The organism is Hydrogenovibrio crunogenus (assembly GCF_004786015.1).
GTDB lineage: Bacteria > Pseudomonadota > Gammaproteobacteria > Thiomicrospirales > Thiomicrospiraceae > Hydrogenovibrio > Hydrogenovibrio crunogenus.
In genome coordinates, this window is sequence record NZ_CP032096.1 from 554,285 (window position 1) to 573,098 (window position 18,814).

Below are 18,814 nucleotides of genomic sequence, written 5' to 3' on the forward strand. Positions count from 1 at the left end.
CCTACTTAACCTTTTAAACGAAAAGTTATAGACATGACAAAAGATTATAAGCCGACATTAAACCTACCCGAAACAGATTTTCCAATGCGTGGGAATTTGCCGAATCGTGAACCTAAGCAAGTTCAAGCATGGGCGGACGCGTCTTTATACGAATCCGTCAGAAGCGCGATGGCTGGACGGCCGAAATTTATTTTGCATGATGGACCGCCATACGCGAACGGTAATATTCATATCGGCCACGCGGTGAATAAAGTGTTGAAAGATATGATCGTCAAGTCAAAAGGGTTAAGTGGGTTTGATGCCCCTTTTGTTCCTGGCTGGGATTGTCATGGGTTGCCGATTGAACTGAACGTTGAAAAGAAAAAAGGGAAGGTCGGGCAAAAAATTGGTGCGACTGAATTTCGTCAAGCGTGTCGAGATTATGCACAAAAGCAAGTCGATGGGCAGATGGCGGACTTTCAACGCTTAGGGGTGATGGCGGATTGGAAAAACCCGTATTTGACCAAAGACTTTAGCTTTGAAGCGAATGAGATTCGTGCTTTGGCAAAAATTGTTGAAAATGGTCATTTAGTGAAAGGTACCAAGCCGGTTTATTGGAGTGTGGGTGGTCATTCGGCATTGGCGGAGGCCGAAGTGGAATATGAAGACAAACGTTCTCATGCCATTGATGTACGTTTTAAAGTGCTGGATGAAGAGGCGTTTTTCAAACGGTGTCACCATGTAGAGGATCACACGGGAGAAGGGCCTCTGTCGGTTGTCATCTGGACCACAACGCCATGGACATTGCCAGCCAACCAAGCGGTCTCCATTAACCCTGAGCTGGAATATGCCGTGGTGCAGGTCACCGGTGAAAAGGGTCCGGAGCGCTTGTTTTTAGCCGAAGCGTTAATCAAAGATGCCATGGATAAATGGGGCTTTGAACAGTACCGTGTGATTGCTTATGGTCGTGGGGACCAGTTCGATTTGATCCGTTTACAACATCCATTTTATGACCGCATTGTGCCATTGATTTTAGGTGATCATGTCACGACAGATGCGGGAACAGGGTGTGTTCATACTGCTCCAGGTCATGGTCAAGAAGACTATGCGGTTGGCTTAAAATATGATTTGGAAGTGGATTGTCCTGTCGATGGTCGAGGGAATTATGTGGCCGGAACCCCATTATTTGAAGGTGAAAACGTCCTGAAAGCGGATGACCATGTGATTGAAGTGCTACAAGAGCACAATGCTCTGGTGCACCACGAAGCCATTGTGCATAGTTATCCGCATTGTTGGCGAACCAAAACGCCGTTGATTTTCCGTGCCACGCCACAATGGTTTATCAGCATGACCGAAGGGCATTTGCGTGACGATGCTTTGAAAGCGATTAAGAAAGTCGACTGGGTTCCAGAATGGGGGCAGGCACGAATCGAAGGCATGATTGATGGTCGTCCGGATTGGTGTATTTCTCGTCAGCGCTTCTGGGGTGTGCCGATTCCGATTTTTGTACACAAAGCGTCCGGAACGATGCATCCGAATACCATTGAGTTAATGGAAAAAGTCGCTCAATTGGTTGAAAAAAATTCTATTGACGCTTGGTATGATCTGGATCCGGCGACCTTGTTAGGAGAGGACGCAGAAGATTATGAACAAGTCACGGATATTTTGGATGTCTGGTTTGATTCCGGGATTTCTCACTTCACCGTGTTGAATCAGCGTGAAGAATTATCCACGCCAGCTGATTTGTATTTGGAAGGGTCGGATCAGCATCGTGGTTGGTTCCAATCGTCTCTATTAACGGCTTTGGCTACCAACGGGGAAGCACCGTATAAGCAGGTGCTGACACATGGCTTTACAGTCGATAAAGACGGTAAGAAAATGTCTAAGTCAAAAGGGAATGTGGTTGCACCGCAAGACATTGCCAATAAGTACGGTGCCGATATCTTGCGTCTGTGGATTGCTGCGGCCGACTATCGTTATGAAATGACGGTGTCGGATGAGATTATCAGCCGCACAGCCGATGCTTATCGCCGTATTCGAAACACCTCGCGTTTCTTATTGGCGAATATGAATGGGTTTGATCCAGTGAAAGATCAAGTGCCTTATGACAAGATGTTGCCTCTGGATCAATGGGTGGTCGGACAGGCGGCAACCATTCAAAAAGACATTATCGCGGCGTATGAAAGTTATAACTTCCATGCCATTTATCAAGCAGTCACCCACTTTTGTTCGGTTGAGTTAGGCGCTTTCTATCTGGATGTGATCAAAGATCGTCAATATACGGCTAAAGCGGATGGATTACCACGTCGTTCCGCGCAAACCGCTTTGTATCATATTGCTGAAGCATTGACGCGTTGGATTGCGCCGATTTTAAGTTTTACCGCGGAAGAGCTATGGAAAGCCCTACCAGGTGAACATTCTGCAACGGTGTTTACGGAAGAATGGTATGACGGTTTGACAGAGTTGGATGAAACGACATCGATGAACTCGGCTTATTGGGCACGTATGATGGAGGTTCGTTCAGCGGTTGCGAAACAGCTTGAGAAACTGCGTAACGACGGTGTAGTAAAAGGCTCTTTGACAGCTAAAGTTTCATTGTATGCCGCGGATGACTTATACCAACAAATCCATTTACTGGAAGATGAGTTGCGTTTTGTGCTGATTACTTCTTATGCGGAAGTGAAGTTGTTATCTGAAAAGTCAGATGCCGCTGTTGAATCTGAAATGGAAGAGCTTTGGGTTGATGCGGGCGCCGCAGAACAACCAAAATGTGGTCGTTGTTGGCACCACCGTGAAGATGTTGGATCGCATTCAGAAGATGACGCGCTATGTCAGCGTTGTATCGATAACGTTTATGGGGAAGGGGAGTCGCGTCAGTTTGCATAAAACCACCAGGCCTGGTGGTTTTTAAACAGGGTTTGATTATGAATAAGCTTTCTTCTTCTGCTGTCACAACCACTTGGCTGGCAATCCTCCTTATTGTGATTGATCAGTTGACCAAGTATTGGGCGAATACCTCCCTAACTCTGGGTGAACCGATGGCTATTTTGCCGCACTTGAATCTGACGTTGGTCTATAACTATGGCGCAGCGTTCAGTTTCTTGTCGGAAGTTGGCGGCTGGCAACGTTGGTTTTTTACCGTGTTGGCGCTTATTGTCGGTACTGCGTTAGTGATTTGGTTAGCCAAACTGCCTAAACGTTGGACGCTCGAAGTGGTGGCAATTAACTTGGTATTAAGTGGGGCAATCGGTAATGTGATTGACCGTATCCTGGCCGGACGAGTGACGGATTTTGTCGATTTTTATATTGGCAGTTGGCATTATGCCACGTTCAATGTAGCGGATATGGGCATCTCCATTGGAGCCGTATTACTCATTATTTCAGAATTTTGGTTGAAACCCCGACGTGAAAAAAAGGCACAGTCGACTGAGGAATCGGTTTGAGTTCTCTGTTGACGTCACAAACTGTTGTCGCAGAAGATTGGGTGGGGCTTTTAACCGCTTATTGTTTACAGCAAGCTGGGCATCCCGTGACTCTGCTTTGGATTCCGAACCCTAAAAAAATAGTCAAAACGATTTTGCTGGACGGGCTGGCTCCTTGGCAGGAGGCATCCGTGCCGGATACAAAAGAGGCTCGACAATTTGAATTTTTACTCTCGCAATTAGAAGACGCTGTTTCTGAAAAAAAGGGGTTATTGAATCTAGATATTGCCAGTGCCGCTGAGTTGGAATCGGCCGAACAATGGGTAATGTCTGATGTCTCACAGGAGTCAGATTTGCAGGTGATGGACGAAAAAGTGTGGGTCAATCTTGAGCCTCGCTTAATGTCTGGTGCGAAGATGGCTATTTGGCGCCCGGATGCAATCGAGTTGTCTCAGGAAGCATTCGAACAGACTATGCTGGATGTACTGTCTCAGCAAGAGGTTGAGGTTTTTTTGCTGGAGACGCTCCCTGAAGTGAGGGGAGAGAATCAGCGAGTTCATTCGTTAAAGTCTTCCTGTGGTAAAGACTGGCCAATTGACTCACTCATGTTAACCTCGGCACCGTTAGCTCAGGCCTTGTTGCCGGCTGTCTTATCTCGCCCAATGGCAAATTCTTTGGTGAGTTTTTTTAAAGTATACCCTGGGTTTTTAAAGCACCTTGTTCAGGTGAATGGACTTTTATTGATGCCACAGAAAGATGGCCATTTGTCTGTCAGAAGTAAGCAACCTTTTGAGTCGAATGTTGATTTGGCAGATGCGGAAAATCAGCTTTGGGAAGCCTTGCAAGAAGTCTATCCAGAAATGGGGATGTTTGAACCGCTAGAAAGCGTTTTTTTATCGGATGATCATTTTGCTGAAGTGTCGACGACATTTGAAAATGTTTCCATTGTGTCGGCCGATTATGCAGCCGGAATGTTGCAAGCTTTTCACCAAATCATGCAATTTTCCAAACAGCTAAGCGAGAGAGATTACTCTTTGCAGTAGTGAGGTTTATCCAACAACTCTGGTTTGATGAGTTGTTCAGAAGAGCTGGTTTTGTGAATTTTTTCTAGATGATTGGCCAGTTTGGTTAATCGGCTTTGCATTTTCCAAAACAGATAAGCCGGGTATTCACAAATATCATCTTTTGGTAGCTTGATCATGAACGTCCCTCTCTTAGAGGTGAAATGATATTAATTTAGTATTATTATAGGGTTAATTTATAAATAATACGTTGATGCTACCCGCTTGTAAAGCGCTTTTCAAAGATTAGCTTTGGTTTTCACGTAGGATTTGTAACATTCTAAAAGACGGGTACCCATCCGCTGGCAACCCTTTCTGAGTTTGATACTTGCGAATCGCAGTGCGCGTTTTATTGCCGGCAATACCATCTGCTTTTCCAACGTCTATCCCGGCCATGGAGAGACGTTCCTGCATTTCAATCATCTGCTGACGGGTCAAGGATTTATCATCATTAGGCGCTTCTTTGGTTAGAGGGGCGCGTCCTACAATTCGATCCGCTAAATGACCGACCGCTAAAGCATAGCTATCCGATCGATTCCAACGTTTAATGACCTCAAAGTTATGAAAAACTAAAAACACCGGGCCACGGTAATCATAAGGTAACAGCAACTTAGCTTGCATGTCTTCTACCGGTAGTTCACGACCATCAGCCAGGGTTAGACCCATGTCTTTCCATTCTTGAAGAGAACGCTCAGTCTTACCATCCGCCAAAGCTAAATCGAACCCTTTAGGTAAAGTCACTTCACGTCCCCAGTTTTCTTGTTTTTGCCAGCCTAGCGTATTTAAGAAGTTACCCATAGAATAAAACACATCATCTAAACTGTTCCATAAGTCTCTCTTACCGGAATTATCGGCATCCACAGCATATTTGAGATAATTACTTGGCATGAACTGGCATTGCCCCATTGCTCCTGCCCAAGAGCCTTTCATTTGTTCCGGGTTGATGTTGCCTTGTTGAATGATTTTTAAGGCGGCCATCAATTCTTTTTGAAAGAAATCAGTACGGCGCGGGTCATACGATAAGGTTGCTAAGGATTCAATAATCGGCGTGTTGCCGGTATAGCCTCCGAAGTTGGTTTCCATTCCCCAGAAAGCAATTAAGAATCGACCTGGAATACCATATTTCCGAGTCACTTCTCTTAGTTTCGGACGGTATTTTTCATATAATTCCTGACCTGTTTGAATGCGCCAATCGGTCACTGCTCGATTAAAGTATTGCCAAAACGTTCGGGTAAATTCAGGTTGGCGACGATCCAGTTCAAGCACACGTTGGTTTAGGTGAACATCTTTAAAGGCTTTTCTAAGGGTGGCTTTTGAGATGCCTTGTTGATGTGCTTTCTTTTTAAATTGCACCAGCCACGTTTGGAAGTCAGACTCTGACTGTGGCGGCGGAGTATAGGCATAAGCTTGAGGACCTGATAAAAGGATAAAGGCCATACAAACCATGAAAAAATGTCGGTAAAATTTTGGTGTCATAGTGATGTTCAAATGTGCTTATAGTTGTTGTGTTTGTTATGCAGTCTGGACCGTTTTAATTGGAAGTGCAAGTCCTAAACATTGACTAAATCATGGCCGTCAATGAATCAACCGTCCAAGTGTTTGATTTAGGTAGGCCATTTTACTAAAGTGTTGGGCCGGAATGCAGTAAAATAACGTTTTTAAAGATAGGTAATTTCAATGTGTCGTTTTTTTGCAACTGCGCCTAAAGGGTTAAATGAACTGCTTCGAGAGGAGCTGACCACTTTCGGTGCCGAGAATATCAAAACCCAGCCGACCGGGGCTACTTTTGATGGAGAGTTAGAAGTTGGTTATCGCAGTTGTTTGTGGTCTCGTTTGGCCAATCGGATATATTTGGTGCTACTGGAAACGGAATTACCGAATCAAGAGGCCTTAAGTTCGGTCGTACAGTCTATTGACTGGTCACAACATTTAGATAAAGAAGGCACTTTTGCCGTCTCATTTTCTGGGCAGGGACTGGGGATTACACACAGTCATTATGGGGCGTTAAAAATCAAAGATGGGATTGTCGATTATTACCGAGAACATTATCAAGTGCGACCTTCTATTGACACCGAAGTGCCTGATATTCGAGTGCATGGGCACTTGAATCGTAACCAATTGACGTTAAGTCTGGACTTGTCGGGTTATAGCTTGCATCAACGTGGATATCGTGAGGGGATTCAAGTTGAAGCGCCCTTGAAAGAAAATGTCGCCGCAGCGATTTTGATGCGCGCCAATTGGCCGGAGATTGCACGACAAGGGGGGGCTTTCTACGACCCCATGTGTGGGTCGGGAACCTTTTTAGTGGAAGCTGCTTTGATGGCATCCGATACCGCACCAGGGTTAGCCAAATCCGGTGAAATGTTATTGAATTACTGGCTGGGACACAATGAATTATTGTGGCAAAACTTGGTTGATGAAGCTGAACAGCGAGAACAGGCTGGTTTAAGGCATTTACCGAATATTTATGGTTCCGACATTTCTCATAAGTCATTGGATGTGGCGCGCAACAGTATTCAAGCGGCGGGTTATGATGATGTGATTGAAATCAAGCAAATGGCAGTTGAACAAGGCCGAAAGTGGGGGGATTGGCAACCCGGTTTGATTGTTTGTAACCCGCCTTACGGTGAGCGTCTTGGAGAAGAAGAGACCGTTAAACAAGTTTATTTAAAGCTTGGTGAGTATCTGAAGGCGGAATTTGTTCACTGGAAAGCCGCGGTATTGACGTGTCATACCGAGCTGGGCATGTTTTTAGGCATTAAGGCTAAACGTTCTCATGACTTTTTTAACGGCGCAATGGCGTGTCGTTTATTCCGCTTTGAGATTGAAGAAGAATGGTTTAGGCAGCCGGCGTTACAGCCCAAACAAGATTTGGCGGAACAGGTTTTGCAACTACAGCCAGATTTGGCTAACACCGACAATGCGAAGATGGTCTCGAACCGTATTCGCAAGAATATGAAAGGCTTAAAATCCTGGGTGAAGCAAAATGATATTTCAGCCTACCGCGTGTACGATGCGGATATCCCTGAATATGCTTTAGCCATTGACTTATACGACACTTTGGAATCGGGGCTTTGGGTGGTAGTTGCTGAGTATGCGCCGCCGAAAACTGTCAACCCAACCAAAGCCAAGCGCCGTTTGTATGAAGCCATGTCGGTATTACCCTCGGTCTTTAATGTCTCGCCTGAAAGAATCGTCTTTAAGGTGCGTAGTCAACAAAAAGGTCAGGATCAATATGAGCGTTTGGACGAGCAAAAAGCGTTCTTCACCATTGTCGAAAACCAAACGCGTTTACGAGTGAATTTTACTGACTATTTAGACACGGGGATTTTTTTGGACCATCGTCAGGTGCGCCAAGAAGTGGCCAAATTAGCAGCGGGTAAACGGCTGCTGAATTTGTTTTGCTATACCGCAACCGCCACGGCGGAAGCGGTGAAAGCCGGCTGTAAAAGCAGTTTGAGTTTGGATATGTCAAAAACCTATTTGTATTGGGCAAAACACAATTTTATGTGTAATGACATTAACGAAAAACAGCATGTTTTACAGCAGGAGAATGTACTGGAATGGTTGGAGACAGCGACTCAAAACCCGAAAGATTTATTTGATGTGATTTTTTTGGATCCGCCTTCGTTTTCAACGTCGAAACGCATGGAAGGTACCTTGGATATTCAACGTGACCATGTTGATTTAATTCAAAAAACACTGAAGTTGTTGTCAAAAGATGGCAAACTTATCTTCTCAACCAACTTAAGAAAATTTAAATTAGATAAGGCAATCTTTGAGCCAGACTATCAAATCGAAAATATCACTCAAAGAACCATGCCAAAAGACTATGCTCGAAATATGAAAATTCACCAGGCCTGGCTGTTTTCTCGTCAGTAGCCAGTAAAAGGAATTGTCCTTTGTTGCACAAGGACTCTGAACTCAAAAGATAGGTGGCGACGTATGATTCATATCAGTACGATAAAAGAAATGGTCAGAATCAGCCCTCTCGATAAACTGGAAGTCGAGAAGCATTATTCTTACTTACTGGAACAAGAACCTCAATTTGAGCAAAGTGTGGCTCAATGGATTGAGGCTTATCAGTTACATGCCTTAACGCCAGAATTGCTTCTGGCAAATGATTATTATCAAAAACTGATTCATGGTGTGTATCAGAACAGTTTTTATAATGTTCAGTATCATCAAGCGCTTTATTGGTTAAAAAGCGGGCTGACACAAAATCAAATCTTGTTGTTGTTCGCGCATATGCGAATGCAATTTATCATGTATGCCGAAGGCCTGGAAAGTGATGCGTTGGCCAGCAGTTTATGTCATGTTCTGGATGTCGGGCAATCCATTGTCGCAACGATTTTTACTGTGGCAGAATCAATTGAGCGAATGAAAGCTCGATCCAGTCAAGAAATTCGTCGACTTAAAAATTCTTATCGCTTGGTGGCATTTGATTTACCAAAAGATGTCTTACAAGCTTATATTGACCACCAAACTTGGAAAATTTCAGCATTTGAACTTTCGTTGGGATATGAAACAAATATTCATGGGTTTGAAACAAGCCACCTAAAATGTTGTTTAGCCAAATGGTTGGACAATGGTGGACTGGAGTTGATTCCGAAATCCAAGCGCCGTAAGTTTTTAAATGCCCATGAACAAGTTCACCGTTTAGGCACGATGGCAATTGAAGAATCAAACCATAACCGGCCTGAAAATATTGTTGAACTGTTATTCGAGATGGAAGTGGCTTCTGAAGATGTGATGGAAGTGTTGCTGAACTTGATCGAACAGGAGTTTGTGGCAGCAGCTAATGCCGATTCGCTCACCGGCTTTCCCAACCGTCGAGCATTTGATTTGGAATTTGATAAAGCACTGGCTTTTGCGAAACGCCATGACTTTTGGTTGGATTTGGTAATTGTGGATGTTGATTTCTTTAAGGCGGTTAATGACGAACATGGCCATGTGGTGGGCGATGCTGTTCTAAAACGAGTGGCTGAGATTTTAGATCACGTAGCGCGAACAGAAGATATGCTGTTTCGCTGGGGGGGTGAGGAATTTGTGATCATTACCTTAGATAAGGACTCTGAAGGCTCGGAAATGTTGGCTGAAAGAATTCGTAAGGCGGTAGAAGAGGAAGTATTTTTTGCTGGCACCGAACAGGAAATGCATTTAACGGTCAGTTGTGGCGCTCTGAGTTACTGGGCTGGATTAAGCTTGTCGGAAGAAGAGGTTTTTGAGCTGGCAGACAAACAGCTTTATTTGGCGAAAGAAAATGGTCGGAACCAAGTTTGCCATCAAGTCTATGACGTGATTCCAATCCAAAAACCATAAAGCGCATTGCTAATAGACACGAAAGATTGATTTATATTAAGTCTGTTGACGGTCTTTCGTTGGTTCTCTTTTTTTTTGATAGAATTCTTTGGCTTTGAAAATGAAGGCAGATTATCGTAAACCTGGAAATAGCTGCCTATTTAAATGATAAAAGAGATGCTCTATGGAACAATCTATTCGATTTGATGAAGATCTAATTAAGCGCTATAACCAATCAGGTCCAAGGTATACGTCTTATCCAACAGCAGTACAGTTTGATGAAACGTTTGGCGTGGCGGACTATCAAGCAGCTGCAGAACGCAGCAATGCATCAGATCGAAATCTCTCATTATATTTTCATATTCCTTTCTGCGATACGGTGTGCTTTTTCTGCGCCTGTAATAAAGTCTGGACACGCGATCGTAGCAAAACCACGCCTTATTTAGCGCGTTTGTATCAAGAGATCGAAATGCAGGCTAAATTATTTGATTCAAACCGAAAAGTAGACCAGCTGCATTGGGGAGGCGGTACGCCAACTTTTATCAACATGGATGAAATGCGAGAATTGATGGCCGTTACCCGTCAGCATTTTAATTTACATGATGATGATTCAGGCGAGTACTCGATTGAAATTGATCCGAGAGAAGCCAATAAAGAGTCGGTTAAACTATTGCGAGAGCTTGGGTTTAATCGTATGAGCTTAGGGGTTCAAGATTTTGATCCTAAGGTTCAAAAAGCGGTGAATCGTATTCAAACGGAAGCGCAAACGTTTGAAGTCTTGGAGGGCGCTCGTGAAGCCGGGTTTATGTCGGTGAACGTGGATTTGATTTACGGGTTGCCGCATCAAACCGAAGCGGGCTTTATGGCAACGTTAGACAAGGTTTTGGAAGTTGCACCAGATCGTTTTTCGATTTTTAACTATGCCCATATGCCGAGCATGTTTCCAACACAGAAAAAAATGAACGAAGCGGACATGCCTTCACCGGATGAGAAACTGGCCATTTTGCATGCCACAACCAACCGCCTGCTGGAAGCGGGGTATGTTTATATTGGCATGGATCATTTTGCTAAACCCGACGATGAACTTGCCATTGCTCAACGAAATGAAACCCTTTATCGTAACTTTCAGGGGTATTCTACCCATGCAGAATGCGATTTGATTGGCATGGGCGCTACCTCGATTTCGTTGATTAATAATACCTATGCGCAGAATTATAAAAGTCTGAATGACTATTATCAGGCGATTGATGCCGGGCACCTTGCTGTCTTCAGAGGGGTGGAGCTGACTGAAGATGATGAGCTGCGCCGTGATGTGATTACGCGTTTAATCAGTCATTTTCATCTGAATTTCAACAGTATTGAAGCTCAGTGGGGTATTGTGTTTAAAGAATATTTTGAGCAAGAAATGAACGCATTGGCTCCAATGATTGAAGATGGCTTGGTTGAATTGTCTGATTCGGATCTCTATGTCACTGCGGCAGGACGACTCTTAATTCGAAATATTTGTATGGCATTTGATGCTTATTTAAAACAAGGCACACAAAATCGTTTTTCAAAAGTGATTTAAACCGATGGTAAACTTAAAAATGACCAGGCCTGGTCATTTTTGGGTTCATTCTGTTGGCGGAAGTAGTTGACCAATTTCATGCATTAATTTCGGTAAAGCCCCGGATTGTTTTTCAAAGCAAGCATAGGCTTCTTCGGCTTTTTGATTGCGCCATTCAGGAGAGTCGGCCAATTGAATCAACTGTTGAGCCAGTTCGTTTTCATCTTGAGAAATCAAGATGGCTTCGTCTTGTTTGAACGAATCATAGAGCGCTTGCAGGTTTTGATGATACTGTCCAGACAAAACCGGCTTTTTCAGCGCGGCCGGCTCCAAGATATTATGTCCGCCAAAAGGTACCAGACTGCCACCTATAAATGCAGCGTCACAAGCTGCAAACCAATTCATCAGTTCTCCAATGGTATCGGCCAAATAAACTTGCGTGTCTGATTGAATCAGTTCATCTTTAGAACGGCTTGCAAACGGGATGTGTTTGTCAGACAGTAAGTCAGCCACTTCCAAAAATCGATCTGTGTGGCGAGGAACCAGTATCAACAGTGCATTAGGGTGTTGCTGTCTGAGCTGTTGATGCGCTTCTAGCATCAGCGTTTCTTCTTCCGCATGTGTGCTGGCAGCGACCCAAATGAATTTATTCTCAAGTCCATATTCCTGACGCCATTGTTGCATGTCTGTCATTAAATCTTTTGGGATATGAATATCAAATTTTAAGTTGCCCAACTGTTTGATGCGAGCTGGGTGAGCGCCTAGAGCGATTAAATGGTCAGTATCCAGTGCAAACTGGCTGGCAATTAAGCGGGTTTGGTTCAGTGCATTGGCAATCAGTTTTCCGCCCCATTTTTGATAGGCATAAAATGATTTTTCTTTTACTCGGGCATTGGCCAAAATTAAAGGGATTTGCTGATCCCAGCACGCCTGATATAAATTAGGCCAGATTTCTGTTTCCACCATAATCACGAGGCGTGGTTGTAGTTTTTTCAAGAATCGTTTGACAGCCCCCGGATAATCATAGGGAATCATCTGATGTTGTATGGGGATAGGTGCAAAACGTAAAGCTTGCTGGGCGCCTTGCGTTGAGCCGTTTGTAACAGTGATAGGTAAGTCTGGATAGGTTTTTTTAAGTGCTGTCAGTAATGGAAAGATGGAGCGCGTTTCACCCACGGAAACAGCATGCACCCATATACCACCTTGTTGAAACGGTTGACGACTCCATCCAAAGCGCGCAGCAAAGCAGTGAGGAATGGGGGCATAATCGGAATCTTTTTCAGCCTGCTTTTTCGCTCGATGACAACGTTTCCAACCAGAATAAGCAATCAGTGGTGATGCAAGAATCAGTAAGAAACGGTAAAGCCATAAAGACATGAAGACAACCCGTAATTAATTATTTAAATCGTAAATTTGAATGACACCCACAATCTGATTCTGATCAGAGACGAGTAAAGAGGTGATTTTTTTCTGAGTCATCATTTCTTCTGCATCGGATAATCGGGCTTCTGAATCGATCATTTTAGGATGGATTCCCATGATGTCACCAGCAGTTTTTTGCATGAAGTTCGCTGGGTCTTCTTCCATCTGACGACGTAAATCACCATCGGTAATGATGCCTTCTCCTTGGTTGACAATGCACAGCCCGAGTCGTCCGTCTGTCATGGTATGAATGACGTCTTTCATGGAAGCTGATTTTTCAACAAAAGGCAGGTTTTCCGATTTCATTTCATGTTTGACACGCGTCAGAAGTTTACGTCCTAAACTGCCGCCAGGATGGAAGCGAGCAAAATCCTGTGGTTGGAAATCACGCTTTTCCATTAATGCCACTGCCAGAGCATCCCCCATGACGAGTGTTGCTGTCGTAGAGGAGGTTGGAGCCAATTGGTGCGGGCAAGCTTCTTGCGGCACGGCGATATTCAAATGGAAATTTGAGTTTTTTGCTAAGGTGGAGTCAGGTCGACCAGTCATGGAAATGATTGTGTTGCCATTGTCCTTTAAAAAAGGAATTAATTTGATGACTTCTTCCGTTTCCCCTGAATTAGAGAGCGCAATAAAGACATCTTTGGGTGAAACCATTCCTAAGTCACCATGGAATGCTTCGCCAGGGTGCATAAAAAAACAAGGTGTGCCAGTGCTGGCCAGTGTGGCCATGATTTTTTTGCCAATGAGGCCCGATTTCCCCATGCCACATATGACGACACGACCTTCGGTCGCTAAAATGGCATCAACACTTTGAGAAAAGTTCTGATCAAGCAATGATTTGAGGTGGTTAACGGCTTCCGCTTCAATGTCGAAAACGCGTTTGGCAATCGTTAGAGTATCCATAATGTGTTTGTAATTTTCTCGTTGTTGTCGTTTGAATGTCGGCCTTAAAATTTAAGACCTAAATGTAAATTGTGGAAATCGGTTCCTGGGTTTGGTAATTCAATATTGGCATTTGAAATATGCAGATAGCGATAACCAATTTCAAAACGGTTTGTTTGAATACCCAGTCCTAGAATGCTTCCAAATTGAAATTGAGTTGACTTAAATTCATTTTCAATGGTTACGTCGGATAAATATTGCGGTCCGCCGCCCAGCTCTAAAAATGGTTTTACACTACCTGTCTTCCAAGTGTAATTGAATACGGGTGTCAGGCCAACAATGTAGCCACTTTTATTTACAGGATGCTTCTTTGAAGAGTGCCAGCGGTTGATATTGACTTCCCAGCGACCGTTTATCTCAAAGTGTTTGTTTTCAAATAGGGCTTCATGCCAGTCCGCACCCAGTGCAATACGTTCATTATGGGTGCTGTTATCGGCTCCCACATCTAAACTTAAGGTTAAGCGATCTGTGTTCAAAGGGTCAAGTGAACATGGGCCTTTTCCTTCATAGCAGGCATATCCTAACGAGCCAATAGCTCCCAGAATTGTCAGATTCATCATCATGTCATTTGAAGTGTCTGCTGCGCGTGAATTTGAAGTAGATAGCATGAAGAGTGTGCAGATGAAAAGAAATGACGGTCTGAACCTTTTAAAAATGAACATTAAATACGAATCCTGTTAGACTTATAACTTAGTTTTTATCATAATAAAATTTATCAATATTTTAATCTAATCAACTCATGAATATGCACGATTTTTCCAAAACCAAAATTTTAGTTGTTGGTGACGTTATGCTGGATCAATATTGGTCCGGAAGAGCGGGCCGAATTTCTCCAGAAGCGCCTGTCCCTGTAGTGAAAGTGGCAGATGAAAACGTCCGAGCTGGGGGCGCTGCCAATGTGGCGCTTAATATTGCCGATCTAGGAGCGGACGTCAACTTAATGGGGGTGATTGGTCAAGACAGCTTTGGTCAGCAGTTAAATCAAGTGCTGGAGCATGCCGGTGTTGCTTCTGACTGGGTGTATTCTGAGTCGGGTACGATATGTAAGCTACGTGTTCTGAGTCATCATCAACAATTGATTCGGATGGATTTTGAAAATGCCGTTCCTGAACTTTCGGCGAAAAATCTAGCCAAGTTAGTGGCTGAAAAAGTAGCGGAATATGATGTTTTAGTCATTTCGGATTATGCCAAAGGCGCATTGCAGTTTGTTGAAGAAATGATTCAAGCCGCTAATACTCATCAGATTCCGGTTTTAATCGATCCGAAAGGGAATGATTTTTCACGTTACGCCGGCGCGACTTTGGTCAAACCGAATCAAGGGGAGTTTGAGCTGATTGTCGGTGCTTGTGCTGATCAAGAAGATTTGATTGAGAAAGCTCAGCAGTTAATTCAAGAGATTGATATTGATGCTTTGTTGGTGACTCGCAGTGAACATGGCATGGCATTGATTGAAAAGGATGCTGGTGCAACCATTTTAAAATCTCGTGCACAGGAAGTGTTTGATGTTACTGGTGCCGGCGATACGGTTATTGCGACTTTGGCGACCGCTTTTGGAAGTGGGTTGAGTCTGCCTAAATCGGTTAAGCTGGCGAATGAAGCTGCCAGTATTGTGGTGCGTAAAGTGGGTACTTCAACGGTTTCAAAAGTAGAATTAGAAGAGCAGTTAAATGCCTCTATGCGCCATCAGGGGTATGCCTCAATGAGCGAGGATGAGGTTCATTCCTTGATTCAGATTGCCCAGTCTAAAGGTGAAAAAGTGGTGTTTACCAATGGGTGTTTTGATTTATTGCACAGTGGGCATGTCCGCTATTTAAATGAAGCTGCTCGTCAAGGCGATCGTTTGGTGGTTGCAGTGAATTCAGATGAATCGGTTAAGGCCTTAAAGGGCGACAGTCGTCCAATAGTGGAATTAGCTGGACGGATGGAGTTGTTGTCTGCATTGAGTTGTGTTGATTGGGTCGTTCCTTTTAGTGAGGAAACCCCAGAACGTTTAATTTGTAAACTCGCGCCGGATGTTTTGGTTAAAGGTGGCGATTATAAGCCTGACGAAATTGCCGGTGCACAATGTGTGTGGGATAAAGGTGGTGAAGTCGCCGTCCTTTCCTTTTGGGAAGGGTATTCCACTACGCGCATGGTCGATAAGATTCAAGATGCTGAAATAAAAGAAGGTGTGGCACAGTGAACTTAGACCATGCATTACAAGAGCATAATCGCGCGATTCTGTCTGTCATGGAATCTTCACAAAAGCTGTCAGAACTGGTTGCTAGAATGGTGGAAAGCCTAAATGCAGGTGGCAAAGTACTTTGGATGGGGAACGGAGGAAGTGCAGCGGATGCACAACATATGGCGGCAGAATTGATGGTGCGTTATGTGAAAAACCGAAAGCCCTTGGCTTCCATTGCTTTGACAACAGACAGCTCAATTTTAACGGCGCACAGTAACGATTATGAGTTTGAAACGGTTTTTGCTCGGCAAGTTGAGGGGTTAGCTCAATCAGGTGACATTGTCATTGGGTTGTCGACTTCCGGTACAAGCGCCAACGTCGTTAAAGCAATGGAACAGGCTAAAAAACAGGGGTGTATTACGGTGTCAATGACGGGAAAATCCGATTCAGTCCTGTCTGAAATCAGTGATTTTTGTTTTCAAGTCAATTCCTTGGAAACGGCACGAATTCAAGAAGCGCATAGTTTTATTAGCCACCTTCTCTGTGAAGGGTTAGACGACTTTTTTGGGTAGGAAGCTCTAATCACATAATATGGGGCTTCCTTTAGTAAGCAATGCTTAAGGATGCTCAATGTCTTTTATTTTAGCAGGCGATGTCGGTGCCACCAAAGTACTCTTACAAGCCTACCATCAAGGTGAGCAACGGCTCCTGGCTGAAAAACGCTATCTGAGCGCTGATTTTTTTTCACTGACCCTTCTTGTTCAGCATTTTCAAAATGAATTTGACCTTCCTTATTTTTCGGCAGCCTGTTTTGGTGTGCCTGGCCCTGTTGTTGGTCGACAAGTACAGTTAACCAACCTACCTTGGGTGATTCGGGCTGATGAATTGACTCATGCTTGTCAGATTGAACACGTTGAAATCATCAATGATTTTTATGCTGCGGCACTGGGTATCGATGAACTCACCGAATCAGATTTGATTTGTTTGCAAGATGGGCAGTACGAAACTTCTGGAAATCGTCTTGTGGTTGGTGCCGGATCTGGTTTAGGGGTCGCACCCGTCAAAAATTGTCAAGGCACTTTTTTACCTCAAGCGTCTGAAGGTGGGCATATGGATTTTGCACCACTGAATGGACATCAAATCAATATTTTAACGTGGTTACAGCAAAAATGGCCGCATGTGTCTTACGAACGACTCTTGTCCGGCGAAGGGCTAGAAACGTTGTATTTTTTCTACAATATTCAATCACATGGGCATGGTAAAAAAAGTGTGACGGCGGCACAAATATATCAAGAAGCCATCAACGGCGAAAAAATCGCCTGTCAAACACTGGATACTTTTGTACAGATTTATGGCGCCTTTACAGGCAATGCAGCGCTTATTTGGGAGGCGCAAGCCGGCATTTTTATTGCCGGAGGGATTGCACCCAAAATTAAGGATTGGCTGTTAAAGCCTTTGTTTATGGAAGCTTTTTTAAGTAAAGGTCGAATGCGTAAGGTGGTTGAAACATTTCCTGTGTATTTAGTAATGAATGAAAAAGTTGGTCTGTTTGGCGCAATGCGGCGAGCTCAAGCAATCAATGGAGAACAATAATCGATAAAGTTTAAAACAGTGCGCTCAGGTGCGTGCTTGAGTCTTTAAATTCCCCTTTATGAAGTAGGAGGACGGGATGAAGTATTATTGCGAAACCAAGTCGGCGACAGATTTGACCCGAAAGACATTGGCATTAGTGCTGGCAGGAGGAGAAGGGAGTCGTTTAAAGGATTTAACCAAATGGCGTGCGAAACCTGCCGTGCCCTTTGGCGGGAAATATCGGATTATTGATTTTGTCCTATCTAACTGCGTGAATTCCGGAATTCGAAAAATAGGTGTGTTGACTCAGTATAAATCGCACTCCCTGATTCGTCATGTTCAACGCGCGTGGTCTTTTATGCGCTATGAAGTCGGTGAGTTTGTTGAATTGTTGCCGGCACAGCAACGTGTTGATAAAGGATGGTATCAAGGAACCGCCGATGCCCTTTATCAAAATCTCGATATCATGCGCCGCCACACCCCGGATTATGTTCTGGTATTAGGAGGGGATCATATTTATTCGATGGATTACAGCAAAATGCTCTACGAGCATGCGGAATCTGGAGCCGATGTCACCATTGGTTGTATTGAGGTACCTAGGATGGAAGCCACCGGCTTTGGTGTCATGTCTGTGGATGAATGTTTCAAAATAACCAAATTTACCGAGAAACCCGCTGATCCGGATGCCATGCCACATAAACCTGATAAGGCGCTTGCTTCAATGGGGATTTATGTTTTTTCAACAGAGTTTCTCTTTCAAAAGTTGATTGAAGATGCTGATAATCCTAATTCCTCGCGCGATTTTGGTAAAGACATCATTCCTTCTATTATTGAAGATTGGAAAGTTCGGGCTTTTCCGTTTGAAGATGAAATGAGGGTTCCGGTCTATTGGCGAGATGTCGGAACTATTGAGTCGTATTGGAAAGCCAGTCTGGATTTGTGTTCGATTACCCCTGATTTGAACTTGTATGATGAAGATTGGCCAATATGGACTTATCAGGCTCAAATGCCGCCCGCAAAATTTATTTTTGATGATGAAGGGCGCCGAGGAGAGGCGATTGATTCTTTAGTGGCGGGTGGTTGCATTATTTCAGGCGCAAGAATCAAACGTTCAGTGATTTCCAGTGGAAGTCATGTGCATAGTTTTTGTCTGATCAAAGATTCAGTGCTCTTGCCCAGAGTGAAAGTTGAACGCAATTGCCGGATTCAAAATGCGGTCATTGATAAGGGATGTGTGATTCCAGAAGGGACCGTTATTGGGGAAGATCTGGAAGCCGACAGAAAGCGGTTCTATGTTGAAGAGGCTTCGGGCATCGTTTTAGTGACGCCAGATATGTTGGGTCAACGATTACACATAACCCGTTAGTCTTTTGGTATGGGTAATTTGTTTCAAATTAAAGGG

General features: G+C 44.0%; 15 protein-coding genes. 10 read left to right on the forward strand and 5 right to left on the reverse strand.

Going from position 1 to position 18,814, the window contains the following annotated elements:
* Window positions 1-33: 33 nt before the first annotated feature.
* Genes ileS through GHNINEIG_RS02600 form a run of 3 tightly spaced genes read left to right on the forward strand, consistent with a single transcriptional unit; the run spans window position 34 to window position 4,444 of the window.
* On the forward strand, window positions 34-2,865 hold the full coding sequence (gene ileS, locus GHNINEIG_RS02590) for an isoleucine--tRNA ligase (protein ID WP_135795201.1): 2,832 nt from the start codon (window positions 34-36) through the stop codon (window positions 2,863-2,865).
* A 38-nt stretch (window positions 2,866-2,903) separates the two neighbouring features.
* Window positions 2,904-3,422: a signal peptidase II gene (gene lspA, locus GHNINEIG_RS02595; protein ID WP_135795202.1), complete on the forward strand. Its 519-nt coding sequence runs from the start codon at window positions 2,904-2,906 to the stop codon at window positions 3,420-3,422.
* A complete protein-coding gene (locus GHNINEIG_RS02600; protein WP_135795203.1) occupies window positions 3,419-4,444 on the forward strand; it encodes a hypothetical protein in 1,026 nt (341 codons plus the stop codon). The genes lspA and GHNINEIG_RS02600 overlap by 4 nt, the downstream gene beginning before the upstream one ends.
* On the opposite strand, the gene GHNINEIG_RS11660 is transcribed toward GHNINEIG_RS02600, so the two are convergent.
* Both GHNINEIG_RS11660 and GHNINEIG_RS02605 read right to left on the reverse strand, forming a co-directional pair.
* Window positions 4,429-4,602: a hypothetical protein gene (locus GHNINEIG_RS11660; protein WP_189636911.1), complete on the reverse strand. Its 174-nt coding sequence runs from the start codon at window positions 4,600-4,602 to the stop codon at window positions 4,429-4,431. The genes GHNINEIG_RS02600 and GHNINEIG_RS11660 overlap by 16 nt on opposite strands.
* A 106-nt stretch (window positions 4,603-4,708) precedes the next feature.
* Complete coding sequence (locus tag GHNINEIG_RS02605) at window positions 4,709-5,938, reverse strand: lytic murein transglycosylase (protein ID WP_135795204.1); 1,230 nt, start codon at window positions 5,936-5,938, stop codon at window positions 4,709-4,711.
* A 201-nt stretch (window positions 5,939-6,139) separates the two neighbouring features.
* Here GHNINEIG_RS02605 and rlmKL point away from each other — a divergent pair, with 201 nt between their 5' ends.
* The 3 genes from rlmKL (at window position 6,140) to hemN (ending at window position 11,330) form a co-directional block, all read left to right on the forward strand.
* Window positions 6,140-8,344, forward strand: coding sequence for a bifunctional 23S rRNA (guanine(2069)-N(7))-methyltransferase RlmK/23S rRNA (guanine(2445)-N(2))-methyltransferase RlmL (rlmKL, locus tag GHNINEIG_RS02610; RefSeq protein WP_135795205.1), 2,205 nt, complete (start codon window positions 6,140-6,142; stop codon window positions 8,342-8,344).
* Between the two features lie 63 nt (window positions 8,345-8,407).
* Window positions 8,408-9,784, forward strand: a complete 1,377-nt coding sequence (locus GHNINEIG_RS02615; RefSeq protein ID WP_135795206.1) for a GGDEF domain-containing protein — start codon at window positions 8,408-8,410, stop codon at window positions 9,782-9,784.
* 163 nt (window positions 9,785-9,947) lie between these two features.
* Complete coding sequence (hemN, locus tag GHNINEIG_RS02620) at window positions 9,948-11,330, forward strand: oxygen-independent coproporphyrinogen III oxidase (protein ID WP_135795207.1); 1,383 nt, start codon at window positions 9,948-9,950, stop codon at window positions 11,328-11,330.
* A gap of 45 nt (window positions 11,331-11,375) precedes the next feature.
* Here hemN and GHNINEIG_RS02625 read toward each other — a convergent pair whose 3' ends face one another.
* The 3 genes from GHNINEIG_RS02625 to GHNINEIG_RS02635 are packed head-to-tail and all read right to left on the reverse strand — an operon-like array spanning window position 11,376 to window position 14,284.
* Entirely contained in the window at window positions 11,376-12,686 is a 1,311-nt protein-coding gene (locus tag GHNINEIG_RS02625; protein ID WP_135795208.1) for a 3-deoxy-D-manno-octulosonic acid transferase, read from the reverse strand.
* Window positions 12,687-12,701: 15 nt separating this feature from the next.
* The gene (locus GHNINEIG_RS02630; RefSeq protein WP_135795209.1) at window positions 12,702-13,637 is read right to left on the reverse strand and encodes a KpsF/GutQ family sugar-phosphate isomerase; all 936 of its coding nucleotides are present in this window, start codon (window positions 13,635-13,637) and stop codon (window positions 12,702-12,704) included.
* Window positions 13,638-13,681: 44 nt separating this feature from the next.
* Entirely contained in the window at window positions 13,682-14,284 is a 603-nt protein-coding gene (locus GHNINEIG_RS02635; protein ID WP_223260920.1) for an acyloxyacyl hydrolase, read from the reverse strand.
* Window positions 14,285-14,415: 131 nt separating this feature from the next.
* Between GHNINEIG_RS02635 and hldE the strand changes: the two genes are divergently transcribed.
* The 4 genes from hldE (at window position 14,416) to glgC (ending at window position 18,778) form a co-directional block, all read left to right on the forward strand.
* Window positions 14,416-15,858 (forward strand): bifunctional D-glycero-beta-D-manno-heptose-7-phosphate kinase/D-glycero-beta-D-manno-heptose 1-phosphate adenylyltransferase HldE, encoded by a 1,443-nt coding sequence (hldE, locus tag GHNINEIG_RS02640; protein ID WP_135795211.1) that lies wholly within the window; start codon window positions 14,416-14,418, stop codon window positions 15,856-15,858.
* Complete coding sequence (locus tag GHNINEIG_RS02645) at window positions 15,855-16,412, forward strand: D-sedoheptulose-7-phosphate isomerase (protein WP_135795212.1); 558 nt, start codon at window positions 15,855-15,857, stop codon at window positions 16,410-16,412. Before hldE ends, GHNINEIG_RS02645 begins: the two co-directional genes overlap by 4 nt.
* A 58-nt stretch (window positions 16,413-16,470) precedes the next feature.
* Entirely contained in the window at window positions 16,471-17,433 is a 963-nt protein-coding gene (gene glk, locus GHNINEIG_RS02650; RefSeq protein WP_135795213.1) for a glucokinase, read from the forward strand.
* A gap of 76 nt (window positions 17,434-17,509) precedes the next feature.
* Window positions 17,510-18,778: a glucose-1-phosphate adenylyltransferase gene (gene glgC, locus GHNINEIG_RS02655; protein ID WP_135795214.1), complete on the forward strand. Its 1,269-nt coding sequence runs from the start codon at window positions 17,510-17,512 to the stop codon at window positions 18,776-18,778.
* The last annotated feature ends 36 nt before the right edge of the window (window positions 18,779-18,814 follow it).